General features: G+C 62.7%; 16 protein-coding genes. 5 read left to right on the top strand and 11 right to left on the bottom strand.

Going from position 1 to position 13,605, the window contains the following annotated elements; translation table 11 throughout:
• Positions 1 to 418: 418 nt before the first annotated feature.
• A complete protein-coding gene (locus ACZYTC_RS16355; RefSeq protein WP_488990082.1) occupies positions 419 to 1,009 on the bottom strand; it encodes a TetR/AcrR family transcriptional regulator in 591 nt (196 codons plus the stop codon).
• Positions 1,010 to 1,176: 167 nt separating this feature from the next.
• Here ACZYTC_RS16355 and ACZYTC_RS16360 point away from each other — a divergent pair, with 167 nt between their 5' ends.
• From ACZYTC_RS16360 to ACZYTC_RS16370, 3 genes are all read left to right on the top strand, one after another.
• Positions 1,177 to 1,578, top strand: coding sequence for a RidA family protein (locus ACZYTC_RS16360; RefSeq protein ID WP_488990083.1), 402 nt, complete (start codon positions 1,177 to 1,179; stop codon positions 1,576 to 1,578).
• A gap of 135 nt (positions 1,579 to 1,713) precedes the next feature.
• Positions 1,714 to 2,400 carry a hypothetical protein gene (locus tag ACZYTC_RS16365; RefSeq protein WP_434959431.1) on the top strand — a complete coding sequence of 229 codons (687 nt, stop codon included), beginning with the start codon at positions 1,714 to 1,716 and terminating at the stop codon, positions 2,398 to 2,400.
• A gap of 104 nt (positions 2,401 to 2,504) precedes the next feature.
• Positions 2,505 to 2,981, top strand: a complete 477-nt coding sequence (locus tag ACZYTC_RS16370) for a hypothetical protein (RefSeq protein ID WP_434959430.1) — start codon at positions 2,505 to 2,507, stop codon at positions 2,979 to 2,981.
• Between the two features lie 132 nt (positions 2,982 to 3,113).
• Here the strand turns inward: ACZYTC_RS16370 and ACZYTC_RS16375 are convergent, their stop codons facing one another.
• Entirely contained in the window at positions 3,114 to 4,001 is an 888-nt protein-coding gene (locus tag ACZYTC_RS16375) for a LysR family transcriptional regulator (RefSeq protein ID WP_488990084.1), read from the bottom strand.
• Positions 4,002 to 4,123: 122 nt separating this feature from the next.
• Here ACZYTC_RS16375 and ACZYTC_RS16380 point away from each other — a divergent pair, with 122 nt between their 5' ends.
• Positions 4,124 to 4,477: an antibiotic biosynthesis monooxygenase gene (locus tag ACZYTC_RS16380; protein ID WP_434959428.1), complete on the top strand. Its 354-nt coding sequence runs from the start codon at positions 4,124 to 4,126 to the stop codon at positions 4,475 to 4,477.
• Between the two features lie 5 nt (positions 4,478 to 4,482).
• Positions 4,483 to 5,685, top strand: a complete 1,203-nt coding sequence (locus ACZYTC_RS16385; protein ID WP_434959427.1) for an MFS transporter — start codon at positions 4,483 to 4,485, stop codon at positions 5,683 to 5,685.
• A 58-nt stretch (positions 5,686 to 5,743) separates the two neighbouring features.
• Here the strand turns inward: ACZYTC_RS16385 and arsH are convergent, their stop codons facing one another.
• From arsH to ACZYTC_RS16430, 9 genes are all read right to left on the bottom strand, one after another.
• Positions 5,744 to 6,457, bottom strand: a complete 714-nt coding sequence (arsH, locus tag ACZYTC_RS16390; RefSeq protein ID WP_434959426.1) for an arsenical resistance protein ArsH — start codon at positions 6,455 to 6,457, stop codon at positions 5,744 to 5,746.
• Positions 6,457 to 7,509 carry an ACR3 family arsenite efflux transporter gene (arsB, locus tag ACZYTC_RS16395; protein WP_434959425.1) on the bottom strand — a complete coding sequence of 351 codons (1,053 nt, stop codon included), beginning with the start codon at positions 7,507 to 7,509 and terminating at the stop codon, positions 6,457 to 6,459. Before arsB ends, arsH begins: the two co-directional genes overlap by 1 nt.
• 1 nt (position 7,510) lies before the next feature.
• Positions 7,511 to 8,341, bottom strand: coding sequence for an arsenic resistance N-acetyltransferase ArsN2 (gene arsN2, locus ACZYTC_RS16400; RefSeq protein WP_475422027.1), 831 nt, complete (start codon positions 8,339 to 8,341; stop codon positions 7,511 to 7,513).
• Between the two features lie 102 nt (positions 8,342 to 8,443).
• Entirely contained in the window at positions 8,444 to 8,806 is a 363-nt protein-coding gene (locus ACZYTC_RS16405) for an ArsR/SmtB family transcription factor (protein WP_434959424.1), read from the bottom strand.
• Positions 8,807 to 9,003: 197 nt separating this feature from the next.
• Positions 9,004 to 9,321 (bottom strand): hypothetical protein, encoded by a 318-nt coding sequence (locus ACZYTC_RS16410; protein WP_475422026.1) that lies wholly within the window; start codon positions 9,319 to 9,321, stop codon positions 9,004 to 9,006.
• Positions 9,322 to 9,514: 193 nt separating this feature from the next.
• Complete coding sequence (locus ACZYTC_RS16415) at positions 9,515 to 9,883, bottom strand: helix-turn-helix domain-containing protein (protein WP_488990085.1); 369 nt, start codon at positions 9,881 to 9,883, stop codon at positions 9,515 to 9,517.
• Positions 9,884 to 10,196: 313 nt separating this feature from the next.
• Positions 10,197 to 11,519: a C4-dicarboxylate transporter DctA gene (locus ACZYTC_RS16420; protein WP_488990086.1), complete on the bottom strand. Its 1,323-nt coding sequence runs from the start codon at positions 11,517 to 11,519 to the stop codon at positions 10,197 to 10,199.
• Positions 11,520 to 11,763: 244 nt separating this feature from the next.
• On the bottom strand, positions 11,764 to 12,648 hold the full coding sequence (locus tag ACZYTC_RS16425; protein ID WP_488990087.1) for a LysR family transcriptional regulator: 885 nt from the start codon (positions 12,646 to 12,648) through the stop codon (positions 11,764 to 11,766).
• A 151-nt stretch (positions 12,649 to 12,799) separates the two neighbouring features.
• A complete protein-coding gene (locus ACZYTC_RS16430) occupies positions 12,800 to 13,597 on the bottom strand; it encodes an alpha/beta hydrolase (protein WP_488990088.1) in 798 nt (265 codons plus the stop codon).
• Between the last annotated feature and the right edge of the window lie 8 nt (positions 13,598 to 13,605).

Below are 13,605 nucleotides of genomic sequence, written 5' to 3' on the forward strand. Positions count from 1 at the left end.
CGTTCCTGTGCCGCGGGCCATCGCGTCTCGCGCTCTGCCGCACGGCGGCAGGAAACGCAAAGACGTGGTGAAACGAGGTGCCGGAGCAAACGAGCATTCAAATCTGAACAAGGCCTGCTCCAGGCCACCGCGGCGATACCTCAAGGACGCACGAACAACTGAAAATCCGACATGCGGTTGCAAAAATATTCTGGTTGCAAGATGCTATCAGAATATTCGCCAAGCGCAAACCGGGCATGGCGAATGAAGAGCGAACTGGTCAGTCTCCCCCTGCCGCCACCTCAGACCGGATTCGTCGTCGCAAGCCTCCCATTCGACCGATCCTTGCCCTCGACCGGTGAGCGCGACCCTGCCATTGGCGATCAAGGAGGTGGGAGTAACAAATCCGGCGATATTCCAGGATGAGCGGGAAATAGTTCTAGGGACGGCGCAAGCCCGTCGCCAGGGCGCGGAAAGTCTCCACGGCCTTCGGCAAGACCTTCTCGGGCTCCTCGCTCGCCGCGATCCACAAGGCCGCATTGAGCGCGGACGCGCTCAAGAGCCGGGCCGCGGCCTCGGCATCCACCGGCTTCATGATGCCCTGCCCGATGAGGCGCTCGACGGTTCGTTTGGTCGCCTGCAGGCAATTGTTCTGGCTGGGCCATTGCGAGGGATCGCCAAGGACAGCCGGCCCGTCGCGCAGAACGATGCGCTGTACCTCGGGATCGAGCGCCATCTCGATATAGGCCACGCCCTCGATCAGAAGGCCTTCCCATTCGTCCTGGGCAAGGGCAGCGGCCTCATGTGCGCGCTCTGCCATCTCGGCGTCGATCTGGTTGACCACGGCCGCCAGAAGCCCACGCTTGTCGCCGAAATTGTGGTAGAGCGCCCCACGCGTCAGTCCGACCTCGGCCGTCAGTTCATCCATCGAGGCCGCGGCATAGCCGGTTTTCGCGAAAGCCCTGCGCGCGGCCGTAATCAACTTGGCGCGATTCTTCTCCATCGTCTCGGCCCGGCTTCCGGCAACCATCTCAGTCCCCTTCATATACGCGACGTATTTGGGTTGACATACAGCACGTATGTCCATAGATCCAAATACGGAACGTATATCAAATGCGACAGGGCCATGTGAAGCCCCTGCGGTTGCCGATCGAGGCACCGCACGTCAGCGGATCATGAAAAGAAGAGGACTGAAAAATGGCACAGCGTGAGGCAGTTTTCCCGGCGGATCGGCATGCGCTCTACGAGGCGCATGGCTATTCGGCGGCGATCCGATCGGGCGACCTTCTGTTCGTTTCGGGCCAGGTCGGCAGCCGTGCAGACGGTACGCCGGAGCCCGACTTCAAGCGCCAGGTGCAATTGGCCTTCGACAATCTGCAGGCAACGCTGAAGGCGGCGGGCTGCGGTTTCGACGACATCGTCGACGTGACCACCTTCCACACCGATCCCGAAAACCAGTTCGAAACCATCATGGCGGTCAAGAACCAGATCTTCGACCGGCCGCCCTACCCGAACTGGACGGCAATCGGCGTGAACTGGCTGGCGGGTTTCGACTTCGAGATCAAGGTCATCGCCCGCATTCCCGAAAGCGCAGACTGACTCGGGGGCAATACACGCGCGCGTCACGGCAGGAAGAGTATTCGCAGGATCTCGAAGTGGCTCCGACGCCTTGGGCTCAAGGGCCCAGGGCGTTGAGATGCGACCTCCCCTCACCAGCTAGGCTGCCGGGCGTTCATGAGCATCGCCAAACTCTTGAAATCCTTTTGGGGGCTTCCGGCAACCCTGGGGGCGGGAATCGTTGAAAGCGCAATGCAGCTTTCCAACCTCGGTTTGGAATGGCGGCTTATCCTGGTTGCCTTCATCGATGCCTGCCTGATCATAGCGGTCCTGCAACTGCTTTATCGATGGGCAAGACCAGCTGGAGCAGCCAGCCCTGCTCCAAATACTGCCTTCTTTGTCGTCGCCGCAGGCCTTCTCATGATCTTGGCCAGCACAGCGAGTTATTTTCTGGCCCACGCCGTGATCGCCCGGACGTCGGTGCGCATCATCGAGAGCCCCTCCGCCGTCGGCAATCACCTGGAGATCTTCGGCTCCAACAGCATCGTGCAGGCTTTCATCTCCGTGCCGCCCAACGTGGCCTGCCGCACCTATGACGTTACCGGCTGGGATCGGGCCGCCAGCCTGAAGGTCAACGCCGGCGGACCTGCTCCCGGCTATCAAATCCAGGGCCTGGTTCGTCCGCAGGCGATCATCGTCGACTGCGGGGCAAATACACTGACCGACCAAAGGGTGCAGGTGACACCGGCAGACGCCCAAGTTCTGCGGACTGCGTACGTTGATGGACTAGGCTGGACGATCTGGATGGTGGGAGGGATCATATGGTTTATCGGCATCTGCCTTTCTTGGCGATTTTTCCGATAGTGGCGTCACTGACGATAGTCTCATCCGCCACGAGCGACGAAAATCAGCTCCCTCATCGGGGACGCGTCGTTGACCAGGACACCACACAGCCGCTGCGAGCCGAAGTGCGAGCCTGGGCCGCCGGGGTCCAGGTCGTGCCGGACGGCTCCTGCCAAAAGGAAGCGAGTGCGGACGCCAAGCGCCTGGACGTTGCCCGCACATCCGAACAGGGAAACTTCGACATCCGGCTCGGTTCCCAAACCCGCCTCTACACCGTCGTCGCCTGCGCCGACAACTATCAGCCTGCCCTCGAGGAGAACCTGCCGAACACCAAGAGCCGCAAGACCGTGGTGCCCTATCCGATCACCCTGGCGGCCCTCGGTACCGCCTATGCCAAGAGTGGTGAATTCCAGGACGACGTTCAGCTGACGGTGGCATCCACGCTCAACCGCCTGGCCAATCTGCGCAGACAGAACCCCGAGGGCTTCGATAGCGCCATGGCCGACTACACCAAGCAACTCTCCGAAATCAGGCCCGATTTGGCAAAACAGCTTTCAGTGCTCGGTGACATCGTGCGCAACTGGCGAGGCAAAGTCGAATAAACGCCAAGTGGAATCCCGGATCCGATTAGGGAACGACGAAGCAATCCGGTCTTGGCGGGGTGCGTCGCCTGCGGCCTTGGATCGCTTCGCTGCGCTCGCAATGACTGAAAGCGTGCCCTTCTGCTCCGTTGATCAGGCCGCAAACAGGTTCGCGGCCATATAGTCGACGAAAACCCGCACTTTCGGGGAGAGATAGCGATTGGTCGGCCACAGCACGCGGAAGGTGCCGGCCTCGGCCAGATGCTCTTCCAGCAGCGACACCAGGCTGCCTTGCGCCAGTTCCGAGGCGACGGCGAAGGGCGGCAGGCAGGTGATGCCGAAGGCGCGCTCGGCCAGGTAGATCAGGGGCTCCAGCGTGCTCGCCACCGTGGTCTGGGGCAGGTCGAGCTTGAGTTCTTGCCCGTCCCGCACCAGTGGCCAGGGTTCGAACCTGCCCGAATTGGCGTAGCGATGATGAAGGCAACGGTGGCCGAGCAGGTCTTCCGGCGCTGTCGGCACGCCATGGGCAGCGAGATAGGCGGGCGCCGCGACGATCCGGTGCTTGAAGGTTCCGAGCTTGCGGCTCATCAGGCGGGTATCCCTGACCTCACCCGTCCGGATCACCGCATCGAAGCCCTCCTCGATGACGTCGACCAGCCGGTCGGTGAAGTCGAGGTCGAGATTGATCTCGGGATATTCAGCCATGAAGGCGGCGATCGTCGGCATCAAGAGCATGCCGGCGAGTGGCAGGCTTACGCGCAACTGCCCACGCGGCGTTGCCTGCGCTCGGGACAATTGCGCCTGCGCCGCCTCGAAATCGGACTGGATGCGCCGGCAGGTGTCGAGAAAGAAGCTGCCCTCTTCGGTCAAGGCCATGCTGCGGGTCGAACGGTGAAACAGGCGCACGCCCATCTCTTCCTCGAGCCGCGCGATAGCCTTGCCGATAGCCGAGCCCGACAGACCCAGGCGCTGTCCCGCTGCCACGAAACTGCCGGCCTCCGCGACCTGGATGAAGATACCGAGGGTGCCGAGCTTATCCATGATCTGACGATTGCGGAATAATTTTCCGATTTGATGTGAATACCGGCTCGTTTATCCGCTATTTCGCCACCGATATCCAGATGTCGCTGCGGCCGGCTTGCCGCACCTCATCGGAGACCATCATGGATATCAAATCACCCGCCGCCTTCACGGGCTCCCCCACGCCGACGACCTTCATCGTCAACGTCATTCACGCCAGTCCCGGCAAGCAGGAGGAGGCCTTCGCGGTCATCCAGGACGTGGTGCATTATGTGGCCGAACGCAAGGAAGGCTTCCTGTGGAGCACCCTGGCCAAAAGCGCCGACGGACTGACGGTCGTCAACATCGAGGCGATCCAGGGCGCCGGCAATGTCGAGGAGTTCTTCTCCGACCCCGTCTTCGTGGCAAAGTTCCGTAAGCTCGACGAGGTCTCCAGCAGCGAGTTTCACACCTACACCGTCGGCGACCTTGTCTTGCCGAAGCGCACGGCCGCCTGATCGCCATGACGCATTCGACATCGGGCAGGCCCGTACCCGATCGGGCACTGGCCGGCGGGGGCAGTCTCCCGCTACCGGCCTTGATCGCCCTGGCCCTCGCCGGTTTCATCACCATCCTGACGGAAGCCCTGCCGGCGGGGCTTCTGCCCGAGATCGCGGGCAGCCTCTCTGTTTCACAATCCTATGCCGGCCAGATGGTCACGATCTACGCGCTCGGATCGTTGCTGGCCGCCATACCGCTGACGAGCGCGACGCAGCGCCTGCGCCGCCGTCCCTTGCTGCTGTTCGCCATCGCCGGTTTCGCCCTCGCCAACAGCGTCACGGCGATCTCGCCTTTCTACGGACTGACCATGGTAGCCCGATTCCTGGCAGGCACCTCGGCGGGCCTGCTTTGGGCGCTGCTTGCCGGCTATGCCGCACGCCTGGTGCCCGACCACCAGAAGGGAAAGGCGATCGCCATCGCCATGATCGGCACGCCTGTGGCACTGTCGATCGGGGTTCCCGCCGCCACCTTCCTCGGCAAGGCCATCGGTTGGGGCACTTGCTTCGGTGTGCTCAGCGCCATCGCGGCCCTGTTGATCGTCTGGATTTCGATGAAGCTGCCCGACTTCCCGGGACAGGACGGGGCAAGGCGGTCCTCCCTCGCTGCGGTGCTGGCCATGGCGGGCGTGCGACCGATCCTGTTCGTCACGCTGGCCTTCGTGCTCGCCCACAATCTCCTCTACACCTATATCGCCCCCTTCCTCCGCCTGGCAGCCCTGGCGGACCAGGTCGACATTATCCTGCTCACCTTCGGCCTGTTCTCGCTTGTCGGAATCTGGATCGTCGGTGCCTTCATCGATCGCAAGCCGAGGGCCTTGGCTCTGCTCTCCAGCGCTCTCTTTGTCCTGGCTGCGGCAATGCTGGGGCTGTGGCCGGCTTCCGCCCCCTTCGTCTACGCCGCCGTCGCCATCTGGGGCCTGGCGTTCGGCGGGGCGGCGACCTTGTTCCAGACAGCACTCGCCCACGCAGCCGGTGACGCCACCGACATCGCCCAGTCGATGCTCGTCACCGCCTGGAACCTGGCGATTGCAGGCGGAGGATTGCTCGGCGGCCTGTTGCTCGACCAGGCCGGCGCCGGCAGCTTCCCTCCGGCCCTGCTCGCGCTTCTCATTCCCTGCCTGCTGGTCACCTGGTCAGCGCGGCGGCACGGCTTTCCGTCGTCGTAGCGCTCGCCACGACATGAAGCCGGTAGCTTCGGAGGAAGCGGCCGGCGTGGGGTTCCGGTCATCGCACTTGCGCCAGCTTCAGACGGGCCTCGAGAGCTTCGTGCTCTTCCCTCCGCTCGCTGTAGCGGTCTGTGAGATAGTCCGAGGCATCACGCGTCAGCAGGGTGAACTTGACCAGTTCCTCCATCACGTCGACGACACGCTCGTAATAGGATGAGGCTTTCATCCGCCCGCCGGGCGTGAACTCTTCATAGGCCCTGGCCACCGAGGACTGGTTGGGAATGGTGATCATCCGCATCCAGCGGCCGAGCACGCGCATCTGGTTGAGGGCATTGAAGGATTGCGAGCCGCCAGAGACCTGCATCAGCGCCAGCGTCTTGCCCTGGGTCGGCCGCACCGCCCCGATCGCCAGCGGGATCCAGTCGATCTGTGCCTTCATGATGCCGGTCATGGCGCCATGACGCTCGGGGCTGCACCAGACCTGCCCCTCCGACCACTCCGAGAGCTCCCGCAATTCGCGTACCTTGGGATGGTCTGCCGGTGCGGCATCGGGAAGCGGCAGGTCGAGAGGATCGAAGATGCGGGTTTCCGCCCCAAAATGCTTGAGAAGCCGTTCCGCTTCCAGGGTCAGCAGCTTGCTGTAGGAACGTTCCCGCAGCGAGCCATAGAGCAGCAATATGCGCGGCGGGTGTGTCGAGGCCTTCGGCCGCAGGCGATCGAGCGAAGGGATCCGCAGGCAATCGGGCGTGATATTCGGGAGATCCTCGATCATCAGCGGCGTCCTTCGGCGGCGGCTACGGCAGAACCGCGCTCATACCAATCCTTGGACCGGTTCACGATCCAGACGACGGACAGCATCACCGGCACTTCGATCAGCACGCCGACCACGGTGGCCAGGGCTGCTCCCGAGTGGAAGCCGAACAGGCTGATCGCGGCGGCGACGGCAAGCTCGAAGAAGTTGGATGCCCCGATCAGGGCCGAGGGGCCGGCGACGCAATGCCGTTCGCCGGCAACGCGGTTGAGCAGATAGGCAAGCCCCGCATTGAAATAGACCTGGATGAGGATCGGCACGGCAAGGAGCGCGATCACCAGAGGCTGCGCGATGATCTGCTCGCCCTGGAAACCGAAGAGCAGCACCAGGGTCGCCAGCAGTGCCAGCAGGGAGACGGGGCCGAGGCGGGCGAGCAGATGGTCCAGGGCCGCCTGGCCGCCGGCAGCCAGCAGACGACGACGCAGCCCCTGCGCCACGAGCACGGGAATGACGATGTAGAGCCCGACCGACAGGACGAGCGTGCCCCACGGCACCGTGATTGCCGAGAGCCCCAGCAGCAGGCCGACGATCGGCGCGAAGGCGATAACCATGATCGCATCGTTGAGCGCAACCTGGCTCAAGGTGAAATGCGGCTCGCCTCTGGTAAGGTTCGACCAGACGAACACCATGGCGGTGCAAGGCGCGGCGGCGAGGATGATCAACCCGGCGATATAGCTGTCGATCTGCGTGGCAGGCAGAGAGGACCGGAACAGCCAGCCGACGAACAGCCAGCCGAGCAGCGCCATGGAGAAGGGCTTGATGGCCCAGTTGATGAAGAGGGTCACCCCGATGCCGCGCCAATGCCGGCCGACTTCGCGCAAGGCGGCAAAGTCGATCTTCAGCAGCATCGGGATGACCATCAGCCAGATCAGCACGGCGACCGGCAGATTGACCTTGGCGATTTCGGCAGCGCCGATCGCCTGGAAGGCTGCCGGCATCGTATGGCCGAGCGCGATGCCGGCGAGGATGCAAAGGGCCACCCAAAGCGTCAGATAACGTTCGAATATGGACATATCAGAAGCTGATCTCGCGGCGCATCAGGATGGCGCTGGCCGGGCAGAGGGATGAGGCCTGGCGCGTCGCCAGGACGGCGGTGGGTGCTTCGGCCCGCTCCACCGGCTTGAAGCCGAGGCGCGAGAAGAAATCGGACGCGGACGTCGTCAAAAGCCAGGCACGCTTTGCGCCGGCCTCATGGGCTCGGAACAACAGCAAGGGCACGATGTTGCGGCCGATCCGGGCTCTTCTCAACTCCGGCGAGACCACCACGGATCGGACCAGCGCATCGGCGCCCAGAAGCTCATAGCCGCCAAATCCGACGAGTTGACCGTCGAGCGTTCGGTAAGCAAAGAAAATGCGATCCGTCTCGGCAAGATCGTCGACGGGGAGGTCTTCCGCCCGCAGGGCAGCGATGAGAACCGGATCGCTCGGATCGATCTGTACGTCCTTCAGGAAGGGCGCTCCGTCTTCCTTTTGCATGCTTGACGGCATGGCTGCTGGCGGAAGCAGATCGAGCACGACATCGGAAGGGCGGCAGAGCTTCACGCCCAACGGGCTGACGACGATGGGGCGGTTGATCAGCAGCGGATGCGCCATCATCGCATCCAGGAGTTGGGCGTCCGTCAGATCCGGAGCCTCCAATCCGAGCTCGGCATAGGGCGTGCCCTTTTGCCGGACGAGGTCCCGGACGCCAATGCCCATGCGCGCGACGAGCTGGGCCAGCAAAGTGCGCGAGGGCGGCGTCTTCAGATATTCGATGACATGGGGCTCGATACCCCCCTGCCGGATCAGCGCCAACGTATTGCGCGAGGTGCCGCAATCGGGGTTGTGATAGATGACGATATCCATGTCGGCGTTCACGCCGCGCTGTTGCGGGGCGAGGTTGCCCCCTTGGATTGACCGATCTCGGCAAGCGAAAACGCGCTGCGCGCCGGCGAAGGCGCATGCGGATCAGGCATGGGTGGTTTCCTTTCGAGGGGCGCAGCAGGCGGAAAGCGCAGCGACGGCGGGATTGCAGACTTCCGGATGCCCCTGGCAGCAATCGCGCATCAGGAATTCGATCAGGCCGGCGAGGGCGGGATAGGCGGCGCTGTAGAGGATCGAGCGCCCTTCCCGGCGCGATTCGACCAAGCCGGCCTGTTCGAGGTGACTGAGGTGGAACGACATGCGCGAGGAGGAAGCCCCATCCATAGCCTCGCCGATCACCCCGGCCGCCATGCCGTCCGGTCCAGCCGTCACCAGCAGCCGGACGATTCGAAGCCTGGTTTCCTGCGAAAGGGCCGCAAAGGCATCGAGGGCTTGCTTTTCATCCATCTTTATCTCAATATCTCAAGAGTCATTGAAATATTCAATACAACAACATGAACGCGACCGCTAGCCCCCTGACGATCGAATTGGCGGCGATGCCTCACTGGGACATGTGCCTGCCGCCCTCGAACCGCATGCCGGCAAGGCACGGGTGCTGCACTATGGCGAGAGGATGGTATGGCCCGGCTACCATGTGACCGAGGTCAAGGCGGCTCCTTCGTCACCTTGGATTGCGGTGCAGCCCCGATTCCTGGCGCGAGACGATCCTGCAGGTCGAAGATCTCGCTCCTGCCGGCACTCACGAGTTTCTGGCCGTCGAGAAGTTCCGGAGCATCCTTCGGCAGGTCGATCGGCATCTCCCCCTGGACCCCGATGCGCGCCTCACTTTCGAGATCGGCCCGCCCGGCGCGGCGATGCAGGTGTTCGATGTAAACAGCATGCGGGTCGACAAGGATAGCATCGTCCAGGCGCTCGGCGCCCGGTCGGCGATTTGCAAACCCAGGTACAGATCGCAGCAGCAAGCTGGTCAATCTGCTTGCTGTGCGCCCTCGCAGACGGCACGGTCAGGATGCTGTTAGGCGGAACAAGCCAGTGCTGAAGACACGCCCGGCCGGATCTCTGCCGAAAACCTCCATCGATATCGACCGGGCCGATGGACGGTGCGCGGAGGAGAGCTGACATGCCAGTCGTAAGGGAGAGGCGACGCTCAGCCTTTTACGAAAACACCCGCCGCCTCTGCGGGTGGCAGGCGATACCGACCAGATGGGCGCTGGGGCCGACGAACCAGCGCAAGGCCGCAGCCTCGAATTGCACGAAGCCCTCGCTCTGAAGCGTGGTGAGCAGGCGATGCGCCGTCGATGGAGCCAGGCTGGTGCCGCGAACGACTTCCGCAAGCGTCATGCCGCGCTGGTCCTGAGCAATGCATCGGAGAATCGACAGGGCCCGCAACACGGCCTGGACGCAACCATGAGCGACAGGAATGTCGCGATCTTCACGAAATTCCGGAGAATGACCGAAAGGCAGCCCCGGCGTTTCTCCAGCGACATGGCCAAGATGGTGCTCGATTGCTTCCAAAGCAGACACCGGTTCTCCCTCCCGTTGTTTTGTGGATGCCTCCCGGTTATGTTGCTATTCCTCTTATACGTCCAATATATCATTTGGATCGGGTGATATTCCTAAGATATTTATTGGCAGGACAATCGACCCGCCGCGCAGCCGTCGTACGGACCGGATCATCCCTATCAGCCACGCAATGTCCCCAAGAAAAAGCCCCCCTTTGCTGGACGCAGAGGGAGGCTCGAGAAGCGTTGAGGCAAAGTGCGTTCAGCGAAGTGCCGCTTCTTCCAACGCCTTGTTTTCGGCGCGCCTTTGCGAACCCGCTGGAACGAAGAACGTTCTAGCGGGTCGATGAAGCCTCTTTGCTGGGCCGGGCGGCCTCCTGCGCCGCTTTTTCGTAGGGATCGGAGCGCTCGCCGTTCAAGACGCGGTTGGCCTGAGCCCTGTCGATATCACCTTCCCAGACGGCGATGACGACGGTGGCGACGCAGTTTCCAATGAGATTGCCGAGCGCCCGCGCCATTCCCATGAACCAGTCGACCGACAACACCAGGACCAGGCCGATCACCGGAATGACGGGCAGTGCGGACAGGGTGGCGGCAAGAACGACGATGGCCGATCCCGGCACGCCATGCGCCCCTTTCGAGGTCAGCAGTGCGACGCCCAGCACGACCAGAAGATCGGTTTCCGAAAGCGGCGTGTTGGTAGCCTGCGCAATGAATACCGCGGCCAGCGTGAGATAGATGGAAAAGGCATCGAGATTGAAGGAATAGCCGGTCGGGATGACCAGGCCGACAGTGGAATCCTTGATCCCCATCTTCTCGAGCTTGCGCATGACCTGCGGAAGCACAGCGTCGGATGAGGCGGTGCCCAGGACGATCGTCAGTTCTTCGCGCAGATAGACCAGGAACTTGAACAGGCTGAAGCCGGCAAGCCGCATGATGGTGCCAAGCACCGCCAGCACGAAGAAGATCACGCTGACATAGAACAGGAGGACGAGATAGCCCAGTTGCTGCAGGGAACCGACCCCGTATTTGCCGACCGTGAAGGCGATGGCGCCGAACACGCCGAGCGGAGCAAGCCGGACGATGAAGCCGATGATCTTGAAGAGAACGTCGGTGGCGATGTGGATGAAGTCGGCCACGGGCCGGCCACGTTCGCCGAGCAGGGACAGCCCGGCGCCGAACAGGATGGCAATCAGCAGGACCTGGAGAATGTCACCCTTGGCGAAAGCGTCCGTGACAGTCGTCGGGATGACGCGCAGCAGAAAGTCGACCCCGCCGGTGACTTCGCGCACATGATCGGTGTAATTGGCGAGCGCGCCGCCATCGAGTGCCTTGGGATCGATGTTCATGCCAACGCCCGGCTGGAAGAAATGGGCCATCAGCAAGCCCAGGCACAGGGCGATCGTCGTCACCACCTCGAAATAGACGATGGCCTTGACGCCGACCCGGCCAACCTTTTTCAGATCCCCCGCCCCGACGACACCATGGACGACGACGCCGAAAACCAGGGGCGCAATCACCATCTTGATCAGCTTGATGAAGGCATCGCCAAGCGGCTTCAACTGGCTGGCAAAGCCAGGCCAGAGGATGCCGACCACTATTCCCAACACAAGCGCTATGACCACCTGCCCGAACAGGGATCTGAAGAATCTGAGCATATATTTCCTCCACGGTCGGCACCGTTGTTGTTTCTGATTTTGCCGAAGTAGCTGTCGGTTCCCGGGAAGGGTCCGGCGACGGCACGTTCTCCCAAACGTCCGCCACACTCCCGATCTCAATGGTGCCGTATGCAGCAATGCTTAGAGCATAAAATCTCCAGGTCAGAAGGCGCGATTCCGCATCATGGAATCGGATGCCACAGCACCGCCGCCGAGAGATTACGCCAAGGCATCCCCGCTGCGCCTAGGGCGAGCTTTGAAAATATTCGCGCGTTTCACTCAGGAATCGGGTCACGACAGCGCTGCGATCCGGTCGATACAGCATGATGACATCGGCAACCGGCGCCGGCTCCACCAAGGCCCGGTAGACGACACCGGGCCGCAGCATTTCCTTCGCCGCCTCCGGCACGAGCGCAACACCCAGGCCCGCAGCAACCAGGCTGAGCAGCGAATAGGATTCGACGACCTGCTGGGTAATATTGGGGTCAAATCCCGCCTCGATGCAGCATTCCTTGAGATAGCGGGCAAACCGCGAATTCTTCATCCTCAGAAAAACGAACTGCTCGTTTCTCAGTTCGGACAGCTCGATCCGGCTATTGCCCGCCAGCGGATGCGATTGCGGTAAGGCCACGCCGACTTTTTCCTTCCATGCCAGTTCGGTGACCAGATCGGGGTCGCCGACCGGCCCGCGCAAGAAGCTGATGTCGATCTTGCGGGTGTGAAGGGCAGCCTCCTGCTCGAGCGGCGGCATCTCGCGAATGCGCACCTGGACCTCCGGCACTTGCAGGCGAAACCTGGCGATCAATCCGGCCAGCGGCCCCATCAGCACCGATCCGGTGGTGGCGAGGTCGAGGGTTCCGATCTGCCCCCGGCCAATGGCGAGGGTCTGTTCGGCGGCCTCATCCACCTGCGCGATGATCGCGGTCGCATAATTGCGAAAGGCCAGGCCTGCGGTGGTCAATTCGACACGCCGCTTGTTTCGCAGGAAGAGCTGGGTTTTGAGTTCGTATTCCAGGTCTTGAATCTGCGTACTGAGAGGCGGTTGGGAAACGCCGAGCCGAGCGGCGGCTGCCCTGAAATTGAGCTCTTCAGCGACAGCGAGGAAATAGCGCAGATGACGCAGTTCCATGGTCTCCCCCTGTCCGGCAGCTTGGCCACCCCTCGTTGAATCGAGGCTAGCGCGTCATCTTCGAGTCTTGTTGATATTTCACAACACTACCCGATCCTATTGCTGCCCAGTGCGCGATGGGCGGCTCGCCAGTTCTGTGTGAGGAAATCGATCAGCGCGCCATCACGCCGCCGATCCATGCCCGCACCTCGGGCAGGACATAGCCGAGGCTAAGATGGCCGGCCCCTTCCACGGGCACGAAGGTCTTGGGCTGGTTGGCGAGTTCATAGAGAGCCTTGCCGAACTCGAAAGGAATGACGCCGTCGGCAGTGCCGTGGACGACGAGCAGCGGCACCTTCACCTGGCCGATGCGCTGGTCGGAGGGAAAGGGATCCAGCATCACCCAGCGCACCGGGAACATGCCGTAGAGGCGGGAAGCCACGGCGAGAGCCGAGGTAAAAGGCGAATCGAGCACCATTGCGCCCACCTTGTGGCGGGCCGCCAGGGCGACCGCCACGCCCGAGCCCAGGGATTGGCCGACCACCACGATGCGCTCGGGCGCGATGCCGAGGGCGAGCACCTTCGCATAGGCAGCCTCGGCGTCGAGCAGCAGCCCCTGCTCGGAGGGCGAACCGGTGGAACCGGGATAGCCACGATATTCCACTGCCATCAAACCGTTGCCGCCGGCGGTCAGCGCCTGCAGCAGCTCGGTCTGCAAGGTGAGATTGCCGCCATTGCCGTGGAAATAAAGCAGGAGGGGCTTACCCGGCGCGGGCGCGACATGCCAGGCGATCAACGTCTCGCCGTCTTCGGTGCGCAGCTTGACGACTTCGGCACCGGCGATGGCGGGCGCGAGTACCTCGCCGCTCGGCTGAAAGACGAAGGAGCGCTGGGCAAAGGCCAAAGCGGCAAAGGCCGCCAGATAGAGCGCCGCGGCCAGGGCGGCGATGACAATCAGGAACTTCGACACCAGACAGA

This window comes from Labrys sp. F242, from assembly GCF_057813875.1.